Raw genomic sequence first — 15,068 nt, 5'->3', positions numbered from 1 at the left:
AGTAAACGTCCCGCAGACACTTGCGGCACACTCTCTGTTTCGGGTACAATGATGGCAATACTTGAGGGCGTCGAAGGGGAATAGTAGGCAGCCCGATCCTTCCAGAGAGCCGGCGGTTGCTGAGAGCCGGCAGGATCGGCATGCCGAACTCACCCCCGAGTCTGCATCACCGGCACGCAACTGCCGGGCGGTGCCGTTTTCCGCGTTAAGGATGAGCTGGACGGCTTGCCGTCAATGTGGGTGGCACCGCGGGAGGATCGACTCTCGTCCCTGACTTTTTTGGGGACGGGAGTTTTTTCATTTTAGGAGGGAGAAAAAAGCATGAGCTACAAACACCAAGAAATCGACCGCAAATGGCGGACGTACTGGGAAGAAAACAAGACATTCAAGACGGTCGATGAGCCTGAGAAGCCGAAATTCTATGCACTGGATATGTTTCCGTATCCATCCGGCGCAGGCCTCCACGTCGGACACCCGCTCGGTTACATCGCGACCGATATCCTGAGCGGATTCAAACGGATGCAGGGATATAATGTACTCCACCCGATGGGCTGGGACGCATTCGGCCTTCCGGCTGAGCAGTATGCGCTTGACACAGGGAACGACCCGGCGGAATTCACCGCGAAAAATATCGCGACATTCAAACGCCAGATGCAGGAGCTCGGCTTTTCCTATGATTGGGACCGGGAGATCAATACGACCGACCCTGAATACTACAAGTGGACGCAGTGGATCTTCATCCAGCTTTACAAAAAAGGTCTTGCCTACGTTGATGAAGTCCCGGTCAACTGGTGCCCGGCACTCGGTACAGTGCTTGCGAATGAGGAAGTCATCGACGGAGTCTCCGAGCGGGGCGGACACCCGGTTGAACGCCGTCCGATGCGCCAATGGGTGCTGAAGATCACCGAATACGCCGACCGCCTGCTGGAAGACCTCGACGACCTCGACTGGCCGGACAGCCTGAAAGAGATGCAGCGGAACTGGATCGGCCGCTCGGAAGGCGCACAGGTCAAGTTCGAGATTGACGGAACCACTCTGTCGTTTGAAGCGTTCACGACACGGCCTGACACACTTTTCGGCGCGACTTATGCCGTCCTCGCACCTGAACACAAGCTTGTGGACCAGATTACAACCGACGAACAGCGGTCTGCAGTTGATGCTTATCTCGATAAAGTCAAGACGAAGAGCGACCTCGAACGTACGGATCTTGCCAAAGAAAAGACCGGAGTCTTCACGGGAGCTTATGCGATCAACCCGGTCAGCGGCGAAAAGATGCCGATCTGGGTTGCGGACTATGTCCTCGCATCTTATGGGACGGGTGCCATCATGGCCGTTCCTGCGCATGACGAGCGCGACTACGAGTTTGCGAAGGAATTCAACCTCCCGATTGTCGAAGTCGTGGCCGGCGGAAACGTCGAGGAAGAAGCCTACATCGGCGACGGTGAGCACGTGAACTCCGGCTTCCTGAACGGCCTCGGCAAGGAAGAGGGCATCACGAAGGCGATTGAATGGCTTGAGGAAAACGGCAAGGGCGAGAAGAAAATCACATACCGGCTGCGTGATTGGCTGTTCTCCCGCCAGCGCTATTGGGGAGAGCCGATCCCGGTCATCCACTGGGAAGACGGTTCCATGACGACAGTTCCGGAAGAAGAGCTCCCGCTCATGCTTCCGAAAACGGACAATATCCGCCCGAGCGGCACCGGCGAATCTCCGCTTGCCAACATCGAAGAATGGGTGAACGTCGTTGATCCGAAGACCGGCATGAAGGGCCGCCGCGAAACGAACACGATGCCGCAGTGGGCCGGCAGCTGCTGGTACTACATCCGCTATATTGATCCTAACAACTCCGAACAGCTCGTCGATCCTGAACTGGCCGAGCGCTGGCTCCCGGTTGACATCTATGTCGGCGGCGCGGAACACGCGGTACTCCATCTGTTGTATGCCCGGTTCTGGCACAAGGTGCTTTACGATATCGGCGTTGTCAAGACGAAGGAGCCGTTCCAGAAGCTCTTTAACCAGGGCATGATCCTCGGCGAAGGCAACGAGAAGATGTCGAAATCGAAGGGCAATGTAGTCAATCCGGACGATATCGTTGAAAGCCACGGCGCCGATGCGCTCCGCCTGTATGAAATGTTCATGGGGCCGCTTGATGCATCAAAGGCCTGGTCGACAAACGGCCTTGACGGATCCCGCAAGTTCCTCGACCGTGTATGGCGCCTGTTCACTGAAGCGGACGGCACGCTCGCATCGAAGATCACCGAAGAAAACGACGGCACACTTGATAAGGTCTACAACCAAACCGTCAAGAAAGTGACCGAGGACCTTGAGAACATGCACAACAACACGGCCATTTCTCAGATGATGGTGTTCATCAATGAAGCGTATAAGGCCGACAAGCTTCCGAAGGAATACGCGGAAGGCTTCGTCAAGCTGCTGTCGCCGATCTGCCCGTTCATCACGGAAGAGCTGTGGCGCATCCTCGGGCACAGCGACACGATCAAGTACGAAGCATGGCCGATATACGATGAGTCGAAATTGGTCGATGACGAAGTGGAAATCGCCGTCCAGATCAACGGGAAGGTCCGCTCGAAAGTTGTCGTGCCGGCAGATGTCACGAAGGAAGACCTCGAAGCGGCTGCGCTTGCGGAACCGCGCGTCAAGGAGCTTACGGAAGGCAAAGACATCAAGAAAGTCATCGCCATTCCGGGCCGCCTTGTGAATATTGTTGCTAAATAAGAACTGAACACTAAAGACCCGGAGCCGTCATGCTCCGGGTCTTTTTTATAGATATAGAGAGCGTGAGCGCACATAGAACTGACATAAGCGCACATAGGATAGCCGCAAGCGCACATAGAATGCCCACAAGCGCACATAGAATCGGCAGGAGCGCTCATAGAAAGGTGCAACCCGCACAAAACCGCCCGCTGACTGTCAGCGGCAGTTTTCATTATTCTTCATTCCCTATAGCCAATTTGCCGGCGCTCATGCCGGCGATGCGGCCGGTGACGAGAGCGGAGGTGATGTTGTAGCCGCCGGTGTAGCCGTGGATGTCGAGCACCTCACCGCAGAAAAAGAGGCCTTCCTTTTTCTTCGAGGCCATCGTTTTCGGCCCGATTTCCTTGACCGATACGCCGCCTCCCGTGACGAACGCCTTCTCAATCGGCTGGGTTCCGTTTACGGTCATTTCAAAAGCATGAAGGGATTGTGCAAGCTTTCTCAGTTTGTCATGGGCAATCTGGCCGGCAGGGGCGGCCGGATCGATGTCGGCGCGGCCCATGAGGAACAGCAGCCAGCGTTCCGGGACAAGCCCTTTCCACAGATTTTTCGCAGCTTTCTTCGGCTCTTCCTTGCCGGTGCGGACAAGCTGCTGGAACGTTTCTTCCGCGTTTTGGTCAGGCAGCGCGTCGATCCGCATCATGACCGGCTTGCCGCCGTTTTTCTTTCGTTCCTTCACGACGAACTGGCTGCACCGGAGGATCGCCGGACCGCTCAGGCCGAAGTGGGTGAACAGCATGTCCATCCGGTGGGTGACGAGTGTCTTTCCTTTTTTGTTCAGGACGGAAACGGCCGTATCGCGCAGGGCCAGCCCCTGAAGTTCCCTTGAGCGGATAAAGGGCTCATCGGAGAGGAGGGGAACTTCCGTCGGATACAGTTCCGTCACGGTATGGCCCGCGCGCTCTGCCCATGGATAGCCGTCACCGGTCGATCCGGTCTGAGGGACGGCTTTTCCGCCGGTCGCGATGATAACTGCCCTGGAACGGATCTCCTCGCCATCTTCCAGCCGGACGCCGAGGATCTGCTCGTCGTCCATCAGGAGTTTGGCCACGCGTGCCCCGAAACGGACCTTAACCCCAAGCTTGTTCAGTTCACCCGTCAGGGCATTCACGACGTCCATCGCCTGGTCAGACACCGGGAACATCCGGCCGTGGTCTTCTTCCTTCAAAGGCACGCCGAGGCCCTCGAAAAAGCGGATAATATCCCGGTTATCGAAAACGGAAAACGGACTGTAAAGGAACCGCCCGTTGCCGGGGATATGCCGGATGATCTCATCGTATTCGAGATTGTTCGTCACATTGCAGCGGCCTCCGCCGCTGATGGCGAGCTTCTTGCCCAGTTTGTTTCCTTTTTCAATCAGCAGCACGCGGGCGCCTTCCGCGCCTGCTGCCGCGGCGGCCATCAGGCCGGACGGCCCGCCGCCGATCACGATTACATCTTGCATATGAAAATGCTCCTTTCGGATGCTGCGTACATTATTGGTTGTCTTTACCCACTATGGCCCTTGGCCCGGCCACCATTATACACCGTTTTCTTCAAAAGAATTTGAGATATTGGCCACAGCGGAGTAAACTGGTCTTTAGCTTATAAGAATGGAAGGGTCACATGTCATCGAATCTAGTCAAAGGAACGGCGATTTTGTCGATCGGCCTGTTCCTGTCCAAGGCGCTCGGTCTTTTGTATGTCATTCCGCTCTATGCAATGGTCGGAGAGGAGAACCTTGGCCTCTACCAGTATGCCTACATACCCTATAACATCATGCTTTCATTTGCGATTTCGGGCATGCCGATCGCCGTTTCAAGATATGTATCGAAATACAATGCGCTCGGCGATTATCAGGCGGGCAGGAAACTGCTCAAATCCAGTCGCCGAATCATGATTGGTTCCGGGATCGTCTCGTTCCTACTGCTGTTCTTCCTGGCAGAGCCCATCGCTCAGATTGTCCGTGCCAGTGATGAGCAGGTATTCACAGTCGATGAAATCGCGGGAGTCATCCGCCTTGTGAGCTTTGCGCTGATTATCGTGCCGTTCATGAGCCTGACGCGCGGTTTCTTCCAGGGGTACCAGCAATTCACCCCTACTGCGGTCTCCCAGCTGATCGAACAGATTGTGAGGATCCTATTTGTCCTTGCCGGCGTGTATATTGTCCTCAATTTCACGGAAGGCTCTGAGAAGACCGCGATATCATATGCGGTATTTGCAGCGTTTGTCGGGGCTGTCGCCGGCCTTGCCGTGCTTTATTTCTACTGGAGGCGGGAAAAGCCGCAGATGGACAATCTGCTTGCGGAAAGCACCGGTAATGCGGACATCCGGCTCAAGGATATGTACCGTGAACTGATCGTCTACATCTTCCCGATCGTCCTGGTCGGTCTGGCAAACCCGCTGTTCCAGCTCGTGGATATGCTTACGTTCAACCAGGCGATGCAATCAATCGGGCTTGCATCGGTTTCCGACGGGCAGCTCGGGATGCTGAACTTCTCCACACATAAGATCGTTATGATTCCGGTTATGGTAGGGACGGCGTTCTCCATGGCGATCATCCCGATTGTGACCGGCTATTACACGAAAGGCGACCGGCTCGGCATGACCCGATCGCTCGACCAGGTATTCCAGATTGTCGCGTTCCTGACACTGCCGATGATCACTGGCCTGATGATTCTTTCTGACGAGCTTTATCATCTGCTGTTCGAGCAAAGCCGCGTGGGGGCAGATATCCTGAGGACATACGCGCCGGCGTCTCTGCTGTTTGCGCTCTACTCGGTGTCGGGTGCGATTCTCCAGTCGATCGACCGCCACAAATGGATCATCCTGAACCTGATGATCGGGCTTTTCCTGAAGCTCGTCCTGAACATCCCGCTGATTCGCATGTTCGAGGCGGAAGGCGCGATCTACGCCACGGTAATCGGCTACGGCGCTGCCGTGGCACTGAACATCGGCGTGGCGATCTACACGCTCCGATACCGGTCCCGAATGGTCATCCGCAGGCTGATGCTGATTCTCCTGTTCAACGCCATTATGGGACTGGCTGCCTGGTCAGTGCTGAAAGGGCTCTATCTTTTCGGACCGGCAGACGGAAAAGGGGATGCATTCCTCTATACACTGATCACAGCTGTGATCGGTGCCGTGGTATATGCAATCCTTGCTTTCCGTTCGGGACTTGCGCAGAAGTTGTTCGGTGACCGCCTGAAGCGGATCACCAAAAAGTTTGGAATGTGAGGTGCCGGAATGAGAATCGATAAGTTGCTGTCAAATTCAGGATTCGGTTCGCGAAAGGACGTCAAGGCCCTGCTCAAGCAAGGGGCGGTGTCCGTCGATGGTGTTCCCGTTAAGGATCCGGCGCTCCATGTCGACCCGGACAGCGGGGAAGTGACGGTGTATGGCGACCCCGTTGATTACAGGGAATTCATCTATGTAATGATGCATAAGCCTCCCGGGGTGATCTCTGCGACTGAAGATACAAGGGATCGGACGGTGGTCGACCTTCTCCCGTATGAATACCGCCGATTCAAACCGTTCCCGGTCGGCAGGCTCGACAAAGACACGGAAGGACTCCTGCTTCTGACCAATGACGGAAAGTTGTCCCATGAGTTGCTGTCTCCCAAGAAGCATGTCGGAAAGACGTACTATGCAGTGATCGAAGGGGAAGTGACCGAGGCTGACGGCGCTGCCTTCCGGCAGGGAGTCGAGCTGGATGACGGCTATGTGACCAAGCCGGCGGAACTGAGCATCCTGCGGAGCGGTCCCGAATCCGAAATCGAACTCACCATTACCGAGGGAAAGTATCACCAGGTGAAACGGATGTTCGAATCGAGGGGCAAGCAAGTCACTTATCTGAAGCGCCTGACGATGGGACCGCTTGAACTTGATCCGGCTCTTGGAAAGGGAGAATGGCGGGAGTTGTCGGAGGATGAACTGACAGCACTGAAAAATAGATGAAGTACGACGAAACAAAAAAGGACGGCCCCGAATCTCGTTCGGGGACCGTTCTTTTTAGTATGTGTACACACTTATGAAGACAGCTTCACACGTTTCTTCGTCGTTGTCCATTTGCCCCGGCTTGGACTGCTTACCAGGCCATTGAAGGCAAGCACGCTTAAATCTCGTTGCACCGTGCGCGGAGTGATGCCGAATGCGTCGACCAGGTCATCGGTCGTTACGGTGCCGCGATCACGGATGTATAAGTAAACATCCTTAATACGGATCAGCATCCGGTCGGTAGTCGGTTTCAAATTACAACCACTCCTTCATCATATTCTCCATGGCAAGACCAGCGGACGACCTAAAGCTTCGAGCGCTGCTCGATACTTTTCGGTTGAGGGCGTACACATCCTTTTGTCGTTTTGAGCTAGGGCTCGCTATCATTATACAATAATAGTTTGACTATTCCAATGCATCTAACATTTTTTACATCTTCTTTACAGCACTGTAACAAAGGGCCGCGTGCTTTCAATTTATCCCTGATTGTGTAGAATGACAGTATAAAAACGAGAGGCGGGTGCCGCATGGAATGGAACAGGAAAGCGGAACAGTCCGAAGAAAAGATGGTCTCCGATCTGAAGACTCTGATCTCAGTCGAGAGTGTGCTTGATGAATCGGCAGCAACCCTGGAAGCACCATTCGGGCCGGGCCCGAAAAAAGCGTTGGACTGGCTGCTGGAGCAGGGCAGAAAAGCGGGCATGGCGGTCAAAGAGGTAGGGGGTGCAGCCGGCCACATTGAGATCGGCCAAGGAGACGGGCTGCTCGGCATCCTTTGTCACGTGGATGTTGTGCCTGCCGGTGATGGCTGGCAGACGCCGCCTTTTGAAGGCCATGAACGGAACGGGAGAGTGTATGGCAGAGGGGCCATTGACGACAAAGGACCTACCATCGCGGCATTCCATGCCATGAAGTTGGTCAAGGACGCCGGTGTCCCCCTCAACAAAAGAGTCCGGCTGATTGTCGGAACAGATGAGGAAAGCGGATTCCGCTGCATGAAGCGTTATTTCGAAACGGAAGAAATGCCGGAGATGGGGTTCGCACCTGATGCGGACTTCCCGATCATCAATGCCGAAAAAGGGATTGCGGATCTTGTCTTTTCCCAATTGCCCGGCGAAGATGCCGGACCGCTCCGCTCTTTCAGTTCAGGAGACAGGACAAACATGGTCCCGGACCTTGCCCGTGCAGAACTGACGGTTCCCGCAGCGGAAATGGGGGAAGCCTTCCGGGTGTTTCTCGACGGGCGGGGCACAACAGGAAATCTGGACGGCGACGATCATTCCTGCACAATCAGTATTCGGGGGAAAGCCGCACATGCTATGGAACCGGAAGACGGAATTAATGCCGGTGTCCTGCTCGCGGAGTTCCTCGAACCTTATCTCTACGGGGCATCGGCCCGCTTCGCTTCCTTTGTCTCACAGGCCTTCGGCGAAGATTCTAGGGGTCAGGCACTGGGGTTGGATTTTTCCGATGAAATTTCCGGAGAGACCACACTCAATCCGGGGATTCTGACGTATAATGGGGCAAAGGGAGGCGAGGTCACCGCCAGCATGCGCTATTCCGTCACCTACCCGAAAAAAGAAAAACTGGCCGCGTGCCGTGAAGCGCTCGAAGGATCCGGCTTCACAATGGATATTGCTTCGGACTCCCCGCCCCACCATGTGGATGCCGGCGATCCGATGATCCGGACACTCCGCGAAGTATACGGGCGGCAAACTGGCGAGAAGGCGGAACTGCTTGCAATCGGCGGAGGCACCTATGCCCGGACGCTTGAAAAGGGCGTCGCGTTCGGTATGCTTTTCCCGGGCCGGCCGGATGTTGCCCATCAGGCTGATGAATATGTGGATATCGAAGATCTTGTGAAGGCAGCCGCGATCTACGCGGATGCGATTGCGTCTCTAGCCGGTGAACAGCCAACGGACAAAAACAACTAATTCGTATGAAAGAAGGATTAAAAACATGTCCATGTATCTGATGAATGACCGCTTTGTGAAAAACGATGAAGTGTCGATTTCGATTGAAGACCGGGGATATTACTTCGGTGACGGTGTCTATGAGGTGATCCGCGTCTATGGCGGTATCATGTTCACTGCCGAAGAGCATATCGGGAGGATGTACGAGTCCGCCGAGAAGATCCGGATGACGCTCCCGTACGGGCCGGAAGAGATGCTTTCGAAACTGACCCGCCTGATCGAAGAAAACGCCATACGGGAAGGTCACGTCTACGTCCAGGCCACACGGGGCTCCGCACCGCGTGTTCATCAGTTTCCTGGAGAAGATATCACCCCGGTCATCACGGCCTACACAAAATCGTATCCGGAAGTACCGGTGGTGCCGGAACCGGCAAAGCTCAAATCCGTGGATGATGTCCGCTGGCTGCGCTGTGATATCAAGAGCCTGAACCTCCTTGCCAATGTCATGGCGAAGCAGGAAGCCCATGAAGCTGGCTGTCTTGAAGCGCTTCTACACCGTGACGGAACTGTAACGGAAGGATCATCATCGAATATGTTCGGCGTGAAAGACGGGGTCATCTATACCCATCCGGTGTCCAACTTCATCCTCAACGGCATCACGCGCCGCGTGATCATGCAGTGCTGCGAAGAAATCGGCCAGCCGGTTGCCGAAGAACCGATGTCACTTGAGGACGTGTATTCGATGGATGAATTCTTCATGTCCTCGACGACCAACGGGATATTGCCGGTCAGTGAAATCGATGGACAGAAAGTCGGCGAAGGGACACCGGGCCCGGTCACCAAGCGGCTGATGGCTGCATTCGAAGCGAAGCTTCCGGAGCCGGCCCCGACGCGCTGAGCGGATGGAGGCGGTCTTTATCGTCAATCCCGCGGCACAGGGCAGAAAAGCACTCGGACGTTGGAATTCATTCAGAAAGACGGCAACTTTTCCATATCAGGAATTCATGACGGACAGCCCCGGGCATGCCACGGCAATTGCCCGGGGTTTTGCCGGAAGGCGGAAGGAAGGAAAGTTCCTTCTGATTGCATTTGGAGGAGACGGCACCGTTCATGAGATCATCGCAGGCGCAGCCGGTGCTGATCACATTGTGGTCGGTTCGGTCGGGGCCGGTTCCGGAAATGACTTTGGCCGCGGTTTTCGCTCATTCGCCTCGGCGGCGGAGATCGGCAGGTATTTGGGCGGGTCCAAGGACTCAATGGCTTTTGATCTTGGGTCGGCGGACGGAGATTTTTTCGTTAACAGTTCTGGGATCGGGTTTGATGCGGTGATCTCAAAGGCGACGGGCCGGTCGTTTCTGAAGCCGATTCTGAACCGGTTCGGACTGGGGAAACTGGTCTACGCCATCTATATTGTGCGGACACTTTTCACGTTCCGTACATTCAATCTGGAGGTGAGTGCCGGAGGGGAGCAGCGGCAATACCAGGATGTCTGGTTTGCCACTGTCAGCAACCAGCCGTACTTCGGTGGCGGCATGAAGATCTCTCCGGCTTCCGAACCGTCTGACGGTCTTATTGAACTGACGGTCGTCAGCCGTCTTTCACGTGTAAAGCTGCTGTTTGTCTTCGGCAGTGTGTTTTTCGGAGCCCATACCGCCTTCAGGGAAGTGGATAGCCTGCAGGGCCGTTCATTTTCCCTAAAGGCAGACCGCAAAGTGCCGCTGCATACCGACGGCGAAGATGCCGGAGACACAGACCCGGAACGTCCGGTTGTGTTTAAGGTCCTGCCGGGTGCCTGGCGGCTTGCGGGACAATAACGAACAGGAAGGTTAGGGATCAAACATGAGAGCACGCCATAAACCATGGGCGGAATCGTATATTAATGAAAATCCGGATATCGTCATCCAGGAGCCCGAGCGTCTAAAAGGCCGATGGGCGGAAGAGTTCGGAAACGACAGGCCGGTCCATATCGAAGTTGGCACCGGGAAGGGCCGTTTCATCACGGGGATGGCAGAGGCGAACCCCGACATCAACTATATCGGTATTGAGATGTTCCGGGACATCATCGTCACGGCGGTCCAGCGTGTGACCGAAGCGGACAAGCCTGCCAACCTCCGCCTGCTGAATGTGAATGCGGAGCGGATGGAAGAGATTTTCGCGCCGGGAGAAGTCGGCCGGGTCTATTTGAATTTCTCGGATCCATGGCCAAAGGCTCGCCACGCGAAGCGCCGGCTGACCCACGATAACTTTCTCGTCCGGTATGAAAGGATTCTGCCGCCGGAAGGAGAAGTACATTTCAAGACGGACAACCGCGGACTGTTCGAGTATTCCCTCATGAACATGACCGACTATGGCATGAAACTTGCGGACGTATCGCTCGACCTCCATGCAGACGAGCCGGAGTGGAACATCATGACGGAGTATGAGGAGAAGTTCTCCTCCAAGGGCCAGCCGATCTACAGGCTGGAAGCCGCGTTCAAGAACGAAGGGAAGTAAGACTGAAAAGGGGGAATTAACATGGATCGCTATGAATTTCACGGAATTGAACTGAATTGGCTGGACGGGGGATTCAACCGGCTGGACGGAGGGGCAATGTTCGGCCCGGTGCCGAAGGTGCTCTGGTCGAGAAAATACGAAACCGACGCGGACAACAAGATTCCGCTTGCGACAGAACCGATCCTCGTAAGGACACACGGGAAGAATATTCTGATCGAAGCGGGTCTCGGATCCGGCAAACTGTCTGAAAAACAGATCCGCAATCTTGGCGTGACCCGAGAATCGAGGATCGAAGAGAGCCTTGGTGAACTGGGCCTGACGCCTGACGATATCGACATCATCCTCATGACGCATCTGCACAATGACCACGCGGCCGGCCTCACTCGCCGGGATGGGGACGGGTATGCATCCGTGTTCCCGAACGCGGAAATCCATGTATCGCAGATCGAGTGGGATGAAATGCGCGAACCGAATATCCGGTCGCGGAATACATACTTCCGGGAAAACTGGGAGCCGGTACAGGAGCAGGTCAAGACATTTGAGGACCGGGTGGAAGTCGTGCCGGGGATCGAGATGGTCCATACAGGCGGCCACAGCGCAGGCCATTCGATCATCAAGATCACGAAAAACGGCGAGACTCTGATTCATATGGCGGACCTGATGCCGACTCATGCACACCAGAACCCCCTTTGGGTCATGGCGTTTGATGATTATCCGATGGATTCCATCTTTTCAAAAGAGCGCCTCATGAAAGAAGCCCTCGAGAACGGGTACCGTTTTATCTTTTATCATGATGCGTTTTACCGGATGATCCAGTGGGACAAAACCGGGAAGGAAATCACGGACAGCCTTGAGCGGGCTCCTTTCGATGCGCCGGTAGGCACGGCATCCGAGCAGAAGAAATGATGGAAAAAAAGCTGCAGGCCGGCATCCGGTCTGCAGCTTTTTTATAGCTGATGAAATGATAGAGCATATACTCTGGAACCAGCCTCGGCTAGCTTCAGCGCCCAACAACTAGCAAACTTCACCCTTCTCCACTGCGATAAGTCAACATCGGTTCGTTCCTTACCGTGTTTCCTTTATCTCATTCGAAGGATTCCGGTTTGTATGTTGCTTTGCGGGCGATTGCGCTTTTGTTTTAGATTTTGGTGATTTCAACGACGGTGCCTGTCCTGGCGTCCGCAGCGAACTCATACTGCTCGTAGGAACCTTCAATCTCACGGGACAAGCCACCGCGGTAAACATCAAGCTCAACGGCTTGCTGATGGAAAGGTTCTGTCTTCATGACAATCCATGCTCCGTCAATCGGACCTTCTTTCTTGAAAGCATTCTTTACATTTTCAAGGACCTTATCCGGCGAGACATTGCGGTCCGCGCGGTTTACTGCTTCCACGACGGCTGCACCAGCCACGGCGCCTGCAACTGCACCAATGGCAAAATCACGAACGTTCATCCCATTTCCCTCCTGTAGACCGCATTTTCACCAAGTATAACAACCGGGGCGGCGATAGAGCAAGTTTTCATTCAAGCGCCTTTTCGGAATCCGAAAGAGTTTCTATGGAAACCCCGGTCCCCTTCGTCTACAATAAAAAGAGCGACAAAAGGGGAGGCCGACACGAATGAATAACGAGACACTCACAATGTTTAAAACTCTGACTGAACTGCCTGGCGCACCGGGCAATGAGCACGCCGTCAGGAAGTATATGCGTGGAGAGCTTGAAAAATATTCGGATGAAGTGATCCAGGACCGGCTCGGGGGGATTTTCGGAGTCCGACAGGGCGGTGAAGACGCTCCGAAAATCATGGTTGCCGGCCATATGGATGAAGTCGGATTCATGGTATCCGGAATCACTGACAACGGTATGATCCGTTTCCAGCCGCTCGGCGGCTGGTGGAGTCAGGTGCTCCTCGCGCAACGGATTCAGATCATTACTGATGAAGGCCCGGTGATCGGGGTGGTCGGGTCGATCCCGCCGCATCTGCTGAGTGATGCAGTCCGCAAAAAGCCGATGGACATCAAAAATATGCTGATCGACATCGGGGCCGACGATAAAGAGGACGCCGAAAAGATCGGCATCCGGCTGGGCCAACAGATTGTTCCCGTCTGTCCGTTCACGCCAATGGCCAATGAGAAAAAAATCCTCGCGAAAGCGTGGGATAACCGTTATGGCTGCGGCCTGGCGATCGAACTCCTCAAGGAAGTGCATGGCGAGGAGCTGCCAAACACGCTGTACTCAGGGGCAAATGTTATGGAAGAAGTGGGCTTGCGCGGTGCGCAGGCAGCGGCGAATATGATCAAGCCGGATCTCTTTTTCGCGCTGGATGCCAGTCCGGCAAACGATGCATCCGGCAACAAGGATGAATTCGGACAGCTTGGAAAAGGGACGCTGCTGCGGATCTTTGACCGTTCGATGGTGACACACAGAGGAATGCGGGAATTCGTCCTGGATACGGCCGAAACGAACAATATCCCGTATCAATATTTCATTTCTCAGGGCGGGACCGACGCAGGCCGCGTCCACCTATCCAACGAAGGCGTCCCAAGCGCCGTCATCGGAATTTGTTCCCGCTATATCCACACTTCGGCCTCCATCATCCATACCGATGATTATGCGGCAGCGAGGGAACTACTGGTGAAGCTAGTCCGATCGCTGGACCGGACGACTGTCGAGACGATCCGTAGTCAGGCATAATGAAAGAAAGGGGCCAATGCGGCCTCTTTTTTCTTCTTACTTAATAAGTTGATCGGAGGGATCTGAATGAAAATTATCGTCGGCTCTGCCAACCGCTCAAAGGTCGCGGCGGTCAGGGAAGCATTTGCCTCTTTGGACATGGACGTGGAAGTATTCGGATCTGAAACGGAATCCGGTGTCCCGGGTCAGCCTGTTGGAGACGAAGAAACTTTGGCGGGAGCCAGGAACCGTGCCCTTTCAGCGCTAAGGGCCGGAGAGAATTGTGATCTGGCCATCGGTCTTGAAGGCGGTGTGAAAGAACTCGACGGCCGGCTTTTTATCTGCAACTGGGGGGCGCTTGCTTTACCGGACGGCACCGTGATGTTGGCAGGGGGCGCACAGATCCCGGTGCCCGGGGAAGTGGCCGAGCCCGTGCGTATGGGAAGAGAGCTCGGCCCGGTCATGGAGAAGTACACGTCAAGAAGCGATATTCGGCAGAGCGGTGGCGCGGTAGGAGTCTTTACTGCCGGAACAGTCAGCCGCTCGGAGATGTTCCGGCATGTTGTCCTGCTCCTCGCCGGCCAGTGGAGATTTGATGCGGACCGCGAAGAAGCCGCTCCGGAGCAGTAAGTTGCAAGCATCCCGGAACAACTTTAAAATAGTGGGGATGAACTTACGGAAGTGGGGGAACAAAATGTGCAAGGGGCTTCGCCTCATAGCAGGTTTTACGCTGGCGGCGCTGCTCGCCGGCTGTTCGGCAACAATCGAAGAACGGGCCGCAGAAGGAATAGAAGTTGCCGGCAAGGCGTTTGAGGATAAAGCAAAGAATACAAACGCGGAAATCGGCAATGCCAGTTTCTACAAGCCATTTGGCTTCGAGATTCAAGAAGGCTCTGATGAACAGAACATCGTGCTTGAAAAGGGTGGCGATACATATGTACTGTTCATCAACCCTAATGAAGGAAAAGAAAGCCGGCTGTTTTATGACCTTCTTTATGCAGACCCATCCAAGGAAATCCTCGAAACCGGTACGTTTGAGCGCCATAACACATTCGGCTTTGCTGGAGCGGCAGTTGGGGCCGGAGAACGTGTGGAACTGGTGGCCGGAAGCGGCGGAAGAAAAATCACGACGCTCTCTGAAGAGGGAGAAGTCAGGAAGAATCTCAAGACGATGATGGAGATTGTCCGTTCTGTCGAGTATGATGACGGCGCGGTCGCGAAGGAATAAACCGGGACAGGA

The 15,068-nt window shown here is 54.9% G+C and carries 14 protein-coding genes and 1 other annotated feature; of the genes, 11 read left to right on the top strand and 3 right to left on the bottom strand.

Annotation, left to right across the window (positions count from 1 at the left end; genetic code table 11):
• Positions 1 to 61: 61 nt before the first annotated feature.
• Positions 62 to 275: a binding site (T-box leader), on the top strand.
• A gap of 46 nt (positions 276 to 321) precedes the next feature.
• Positions 322 to 2,736, top strand: coding sequence for a leucine--tRNA ligase (gene leuS / locus BMX91_RS08240; protein ID WP_092052006.1), 2,415 nt, complete (start codon positions 322 to 324; stop codon positions 2,734 to 2,736).
• Positions 2,737 to 2,947: 211 nt separating this feature from the next.
• Here leuS and BMX91_RS08235 read toward each other — a convergent pair whose 3' ends face one another.
• Positions 2,948 to 4,219, bottom strand: a complete 1,272-nt coding sequence (locus BMX91_RS08235) for a BaiN/RdsA family NAD(P)/FAD-dependent oxidoreductase (protein WP_092052004.1) — start codon at positions 4,217 to 4,219, stop codon at positions 2,948 to 2,950.
• A gap of 161 nt (positions 4,220 to 4,380) precedes the next feature.
• Between BMX91_RS08235 and BMX91_RS08230 the strand changes: the two genes are divergently transcribed.
• Both BMX91_RS08230 and BMX91_RS08225 read left to right on the top strand, forming a co-directional pair.
• Positions 4,381 to 5,991, top strand: coding sequence for a putative polysaccharide biosynthesis protein (locus BMX91_RS08230; protein ID WP_092052002.1), 1,611 nt, complete (start codon positions 4,381 to 4,383; stop codon positions 5,989 to 5,991).
• Positions 5,992 to 6,000: 9 nt separating this feature from the next.
• Entirely contained in the window at positions 6,001 to 6,711 is a 711-nt protein-coding gene (locus BMX91_RS08225) for a pseudouridine synthase (RefSeq protein ID WP_092052000.1), read from the top strand.
• Between the two features lie 71 nt (positions 6,712 to 6,782).
• Here BMX91_RS08225 and BMX91_RS08220 read toward each other — a convergent pair whose 3' ends face one another.
• Positions 6,783 to 7,004: a DeoR family transcriptional regulator gene (locus tag BMX91_RS08220; protein ID WP_092051998.1), complete on the bottom strand. Its 222-nt coding sequence runs from the start codon at positions 7,002 to 7,004 to the stop codon at positions 6,783 to 6,785.
• 273 nt (positions 7,005 to 7,277) lie between these two features.
• Between BMX91_RS08220 and pepV the strand changes: the two genes are divergently transcribed.
• Genes pepV through BMX91_RS08195 form a run of 5 tightly spaced genes read left to right on the top strand, consistent with a single transcriptional unit; the run spans position 7,278 to position 12,062 of the window.
• Positions 7,278 to 8,684 (top strand): dipeptidase PepV, encoded by a 1,407-nt coding sequence (pepV, locus tag BMX91_RS08215; RefSeq protein WP_092051995.1) that lies wholly within the window; start codon positions 7,278 to 7,280, stop codon positions 8,682 to 8,684.
• 25 nt (positions 8,685 to 8,709) lie between these two features.
• On the top strand, positions 8,710 to 9,561 hold the full coding sequence (gene dat / locus BMX91_RS08210) for a D-amino-acid transaminase (RefSeq protein ID WP_092051992.1): 852 nt from the start codon (positions 8,710 to 8,712) through the stop codon (positions 9,559 to 9,561).
• A 4-nt stretch (positions 9,562 to 9,565) separates the two neighbouring features.
• A complete protein-coding gene (locus BMX91_RS08205; RefSeq protein ID WP_092051989.1) occupies positions 9,566 to 10,477 on the top strand; it encodes a diacylglycerol/lipid kinase family protein in 912 nt (303 codons plus the stop codon).
• Positions 10,478 to 10,502: 25 nt separating this feature from the next.
• Entirely contained in the window at positions 10,503 to 11,156 is a 654-nt protein-coding gene (trmB, locus tag BMX91_RS08200; RefSeq protein ID WP_092051986.1) for a tRNA (guanosine(46)-N7)-methyltransferase TrmB, read from the top strand.
• A gap of 21 nt (positions 11,157 to 11,177) precedes the next feature.
• On the top strand, positions 11,178 to 12,062 hold the full coding sequence (locus BMX91_RS08195; RefSeq protein ID WP_092051984.1) for a YtnP family quorum-quenching lactonase: 885 nt from the start codon (positions 11,178 to 11,180) through the stop codon (positions 12,060 to 12,062).
• A gap of 232 nt (positions 12,063 to 12,294) precedes the next feature.
• Here BMX91_RS08195 and BMX91_RS08190 read toward each other — a convergent pair whose 3' ends face one another.
• Positions 12,295 to 12,609, bottom strand: coding sequence for a PepSY domain-containing protein (locus BMX91_RS08190; protein ID WP_092051981.1), 315 nt, complete (start codon positions 12,607 to 12,609; stop codon positions 12,295 to 12,297).
• 166 nt (positions 12,610 to 12,775) lie between these two features.
• On the opposite strand from BMX91_RS08190, the gene BMX91_RS08185 reads away from it, so the two are divergent.
• From BMX91_RS08185 to BMX91_RS08175, 3 genes are all read left to right on the top strand, one after another.
• Positions 12,776 to 13,849: a M42 family metallopeptidase gene (locus BMX91_RS08185; RefSeq protein WP_092051978.1), complete on the top strand. Its 1,074-nt coding sequence runs from the start codon at positions 12,776 to 12,778 to the stop codon at positions 13,847 to 13,849.
• A 66-nt stretch (positions 13,850 to 13,915) separates the two neighbouring features.
• On the top strand, positions 13,916 to 14,458 hold the full coding sequence (locus tag BMX91_RS08180) for a DUF84 family protein (protein ID WP_092051975.1): 543 nt from the start codon (positions 13,916 to 13,918) through the stop codon (positions 14,456 to 14,458).
• 64 nt (positions 14,459 to 14,522) lie between these two features.
• Complete coding sequence (locus BMX91_RS08175) at positions 14,523 to 15,056, top strand: hypothetical protein (protein ID WP_092051973.1); 534 nt, start codon at positions 14,523 to 14,525, stop codon at positions 15,054 to 15,056.
• Positions 15,057 to 15,068 lie beyond the last annotated feature (12 nt).

The organism is Bhargavaea ginsengi (assembly GCF_900109165.1).
Lineage (GTDB): Bacteria > Bacillota > Bacilli > Bacillales_A > Planococcaceae > Bhargavaea > Bhargavaea ginsengi.
Note: the sequence above shows the minus strand (reverse complement) of the source record. Positions and strands in the feature narration are given on the sequence as shown.

Bases quoted from the DNA above. Each gene is read 5' to 3' on its own strand.
- leuS (WP_092052006.1), top strand. From the start codon at position 322: ATGAGCTACAAACACCAAGAAATCGACCGCAAATGGCGGACGTACTGG.
- BMX91_RS08235 (WP_092052004.1), bottom strand. From the start codon at position 4,219: ATGCAAGATGTAATCGTGATCGGCGGCGGGCCGTCCGGCCTGATGGCC.
- BMX91_RS08230 (WP_092052002.1), top strand. From the start codon at position 4,381: ATGTCATCGAATCTAGTCAAAGGAACGGCGATTTTGTCGATCGGCCTG.
- BMX91_RS08225 (WP_092052000.1), top strand. From the start codon at position 6,001: ATGAGAATCGATAAGTTGCTGTCAAATTCAGGATTCGGTTCGCGAAAG.
- pepV (WP_092051995.1), top strand. From the start codon at position 7,278: ATGGAATGGAACAGGAAAGCGGAACAGTCCGAAGAAAAGATGGTCTCC.
- dat (WP_092051992.1), top strand. From the start codon at position 8,710: ATGTCCATGTATCTGATGAATGACCGCTTTGTGAAAAACGATGAAGTG.
- BMX91_RS08205 (WP_092051989.1), top strand. From the start codon at position 9,566: ATGGAGGCGGTCTTTATCGTCAATCCCGCGGCACAGGGCAGAAAAGCA.
- trmB (WP_092051986.1), top strand. From the start codon at position 10,503: ATGAGAGCACGCCATAAACCATGGGCGGAATCGTATATTAATGAAAAT.
- BMX91_RS08195 (WP_092051984.1), top strand. From the start codon at position 11,178: ATGGATCGCTATGAATTTCACGGAATTGAACTGAATTGGCTGGACGGG.
- BMX91_RS08190 (WP_092051981.1), bottom strand. From the start codon at position 12,609: ATGAACGTTCGTGATTTTGCCATTGGTGCAGTTGCAGGCGCCGTGGCT.
- BMX91_RS08185 (WP_092051978.1), top strand. From the start codon at position 12,776: ATGAATAACGAGACACTCACAATGTTTAAAACTCTGACTGAACTGCCT.
- BMX91_RS08180 (WP_092051975.1), top strand. From the start codon at position 13,916: ATGAAAATTATCGTCGGCTCTGCCAACCGCTCAAAGGTCGCGGCGGTC.
- BMX91_RS08175 (WP_092051973.1), top strand. From the start codon at position 14,523: ATGTGCAAGGGGCTTCGCCTCATAGCAGGTTTTACGCTGGCGGCGCTG.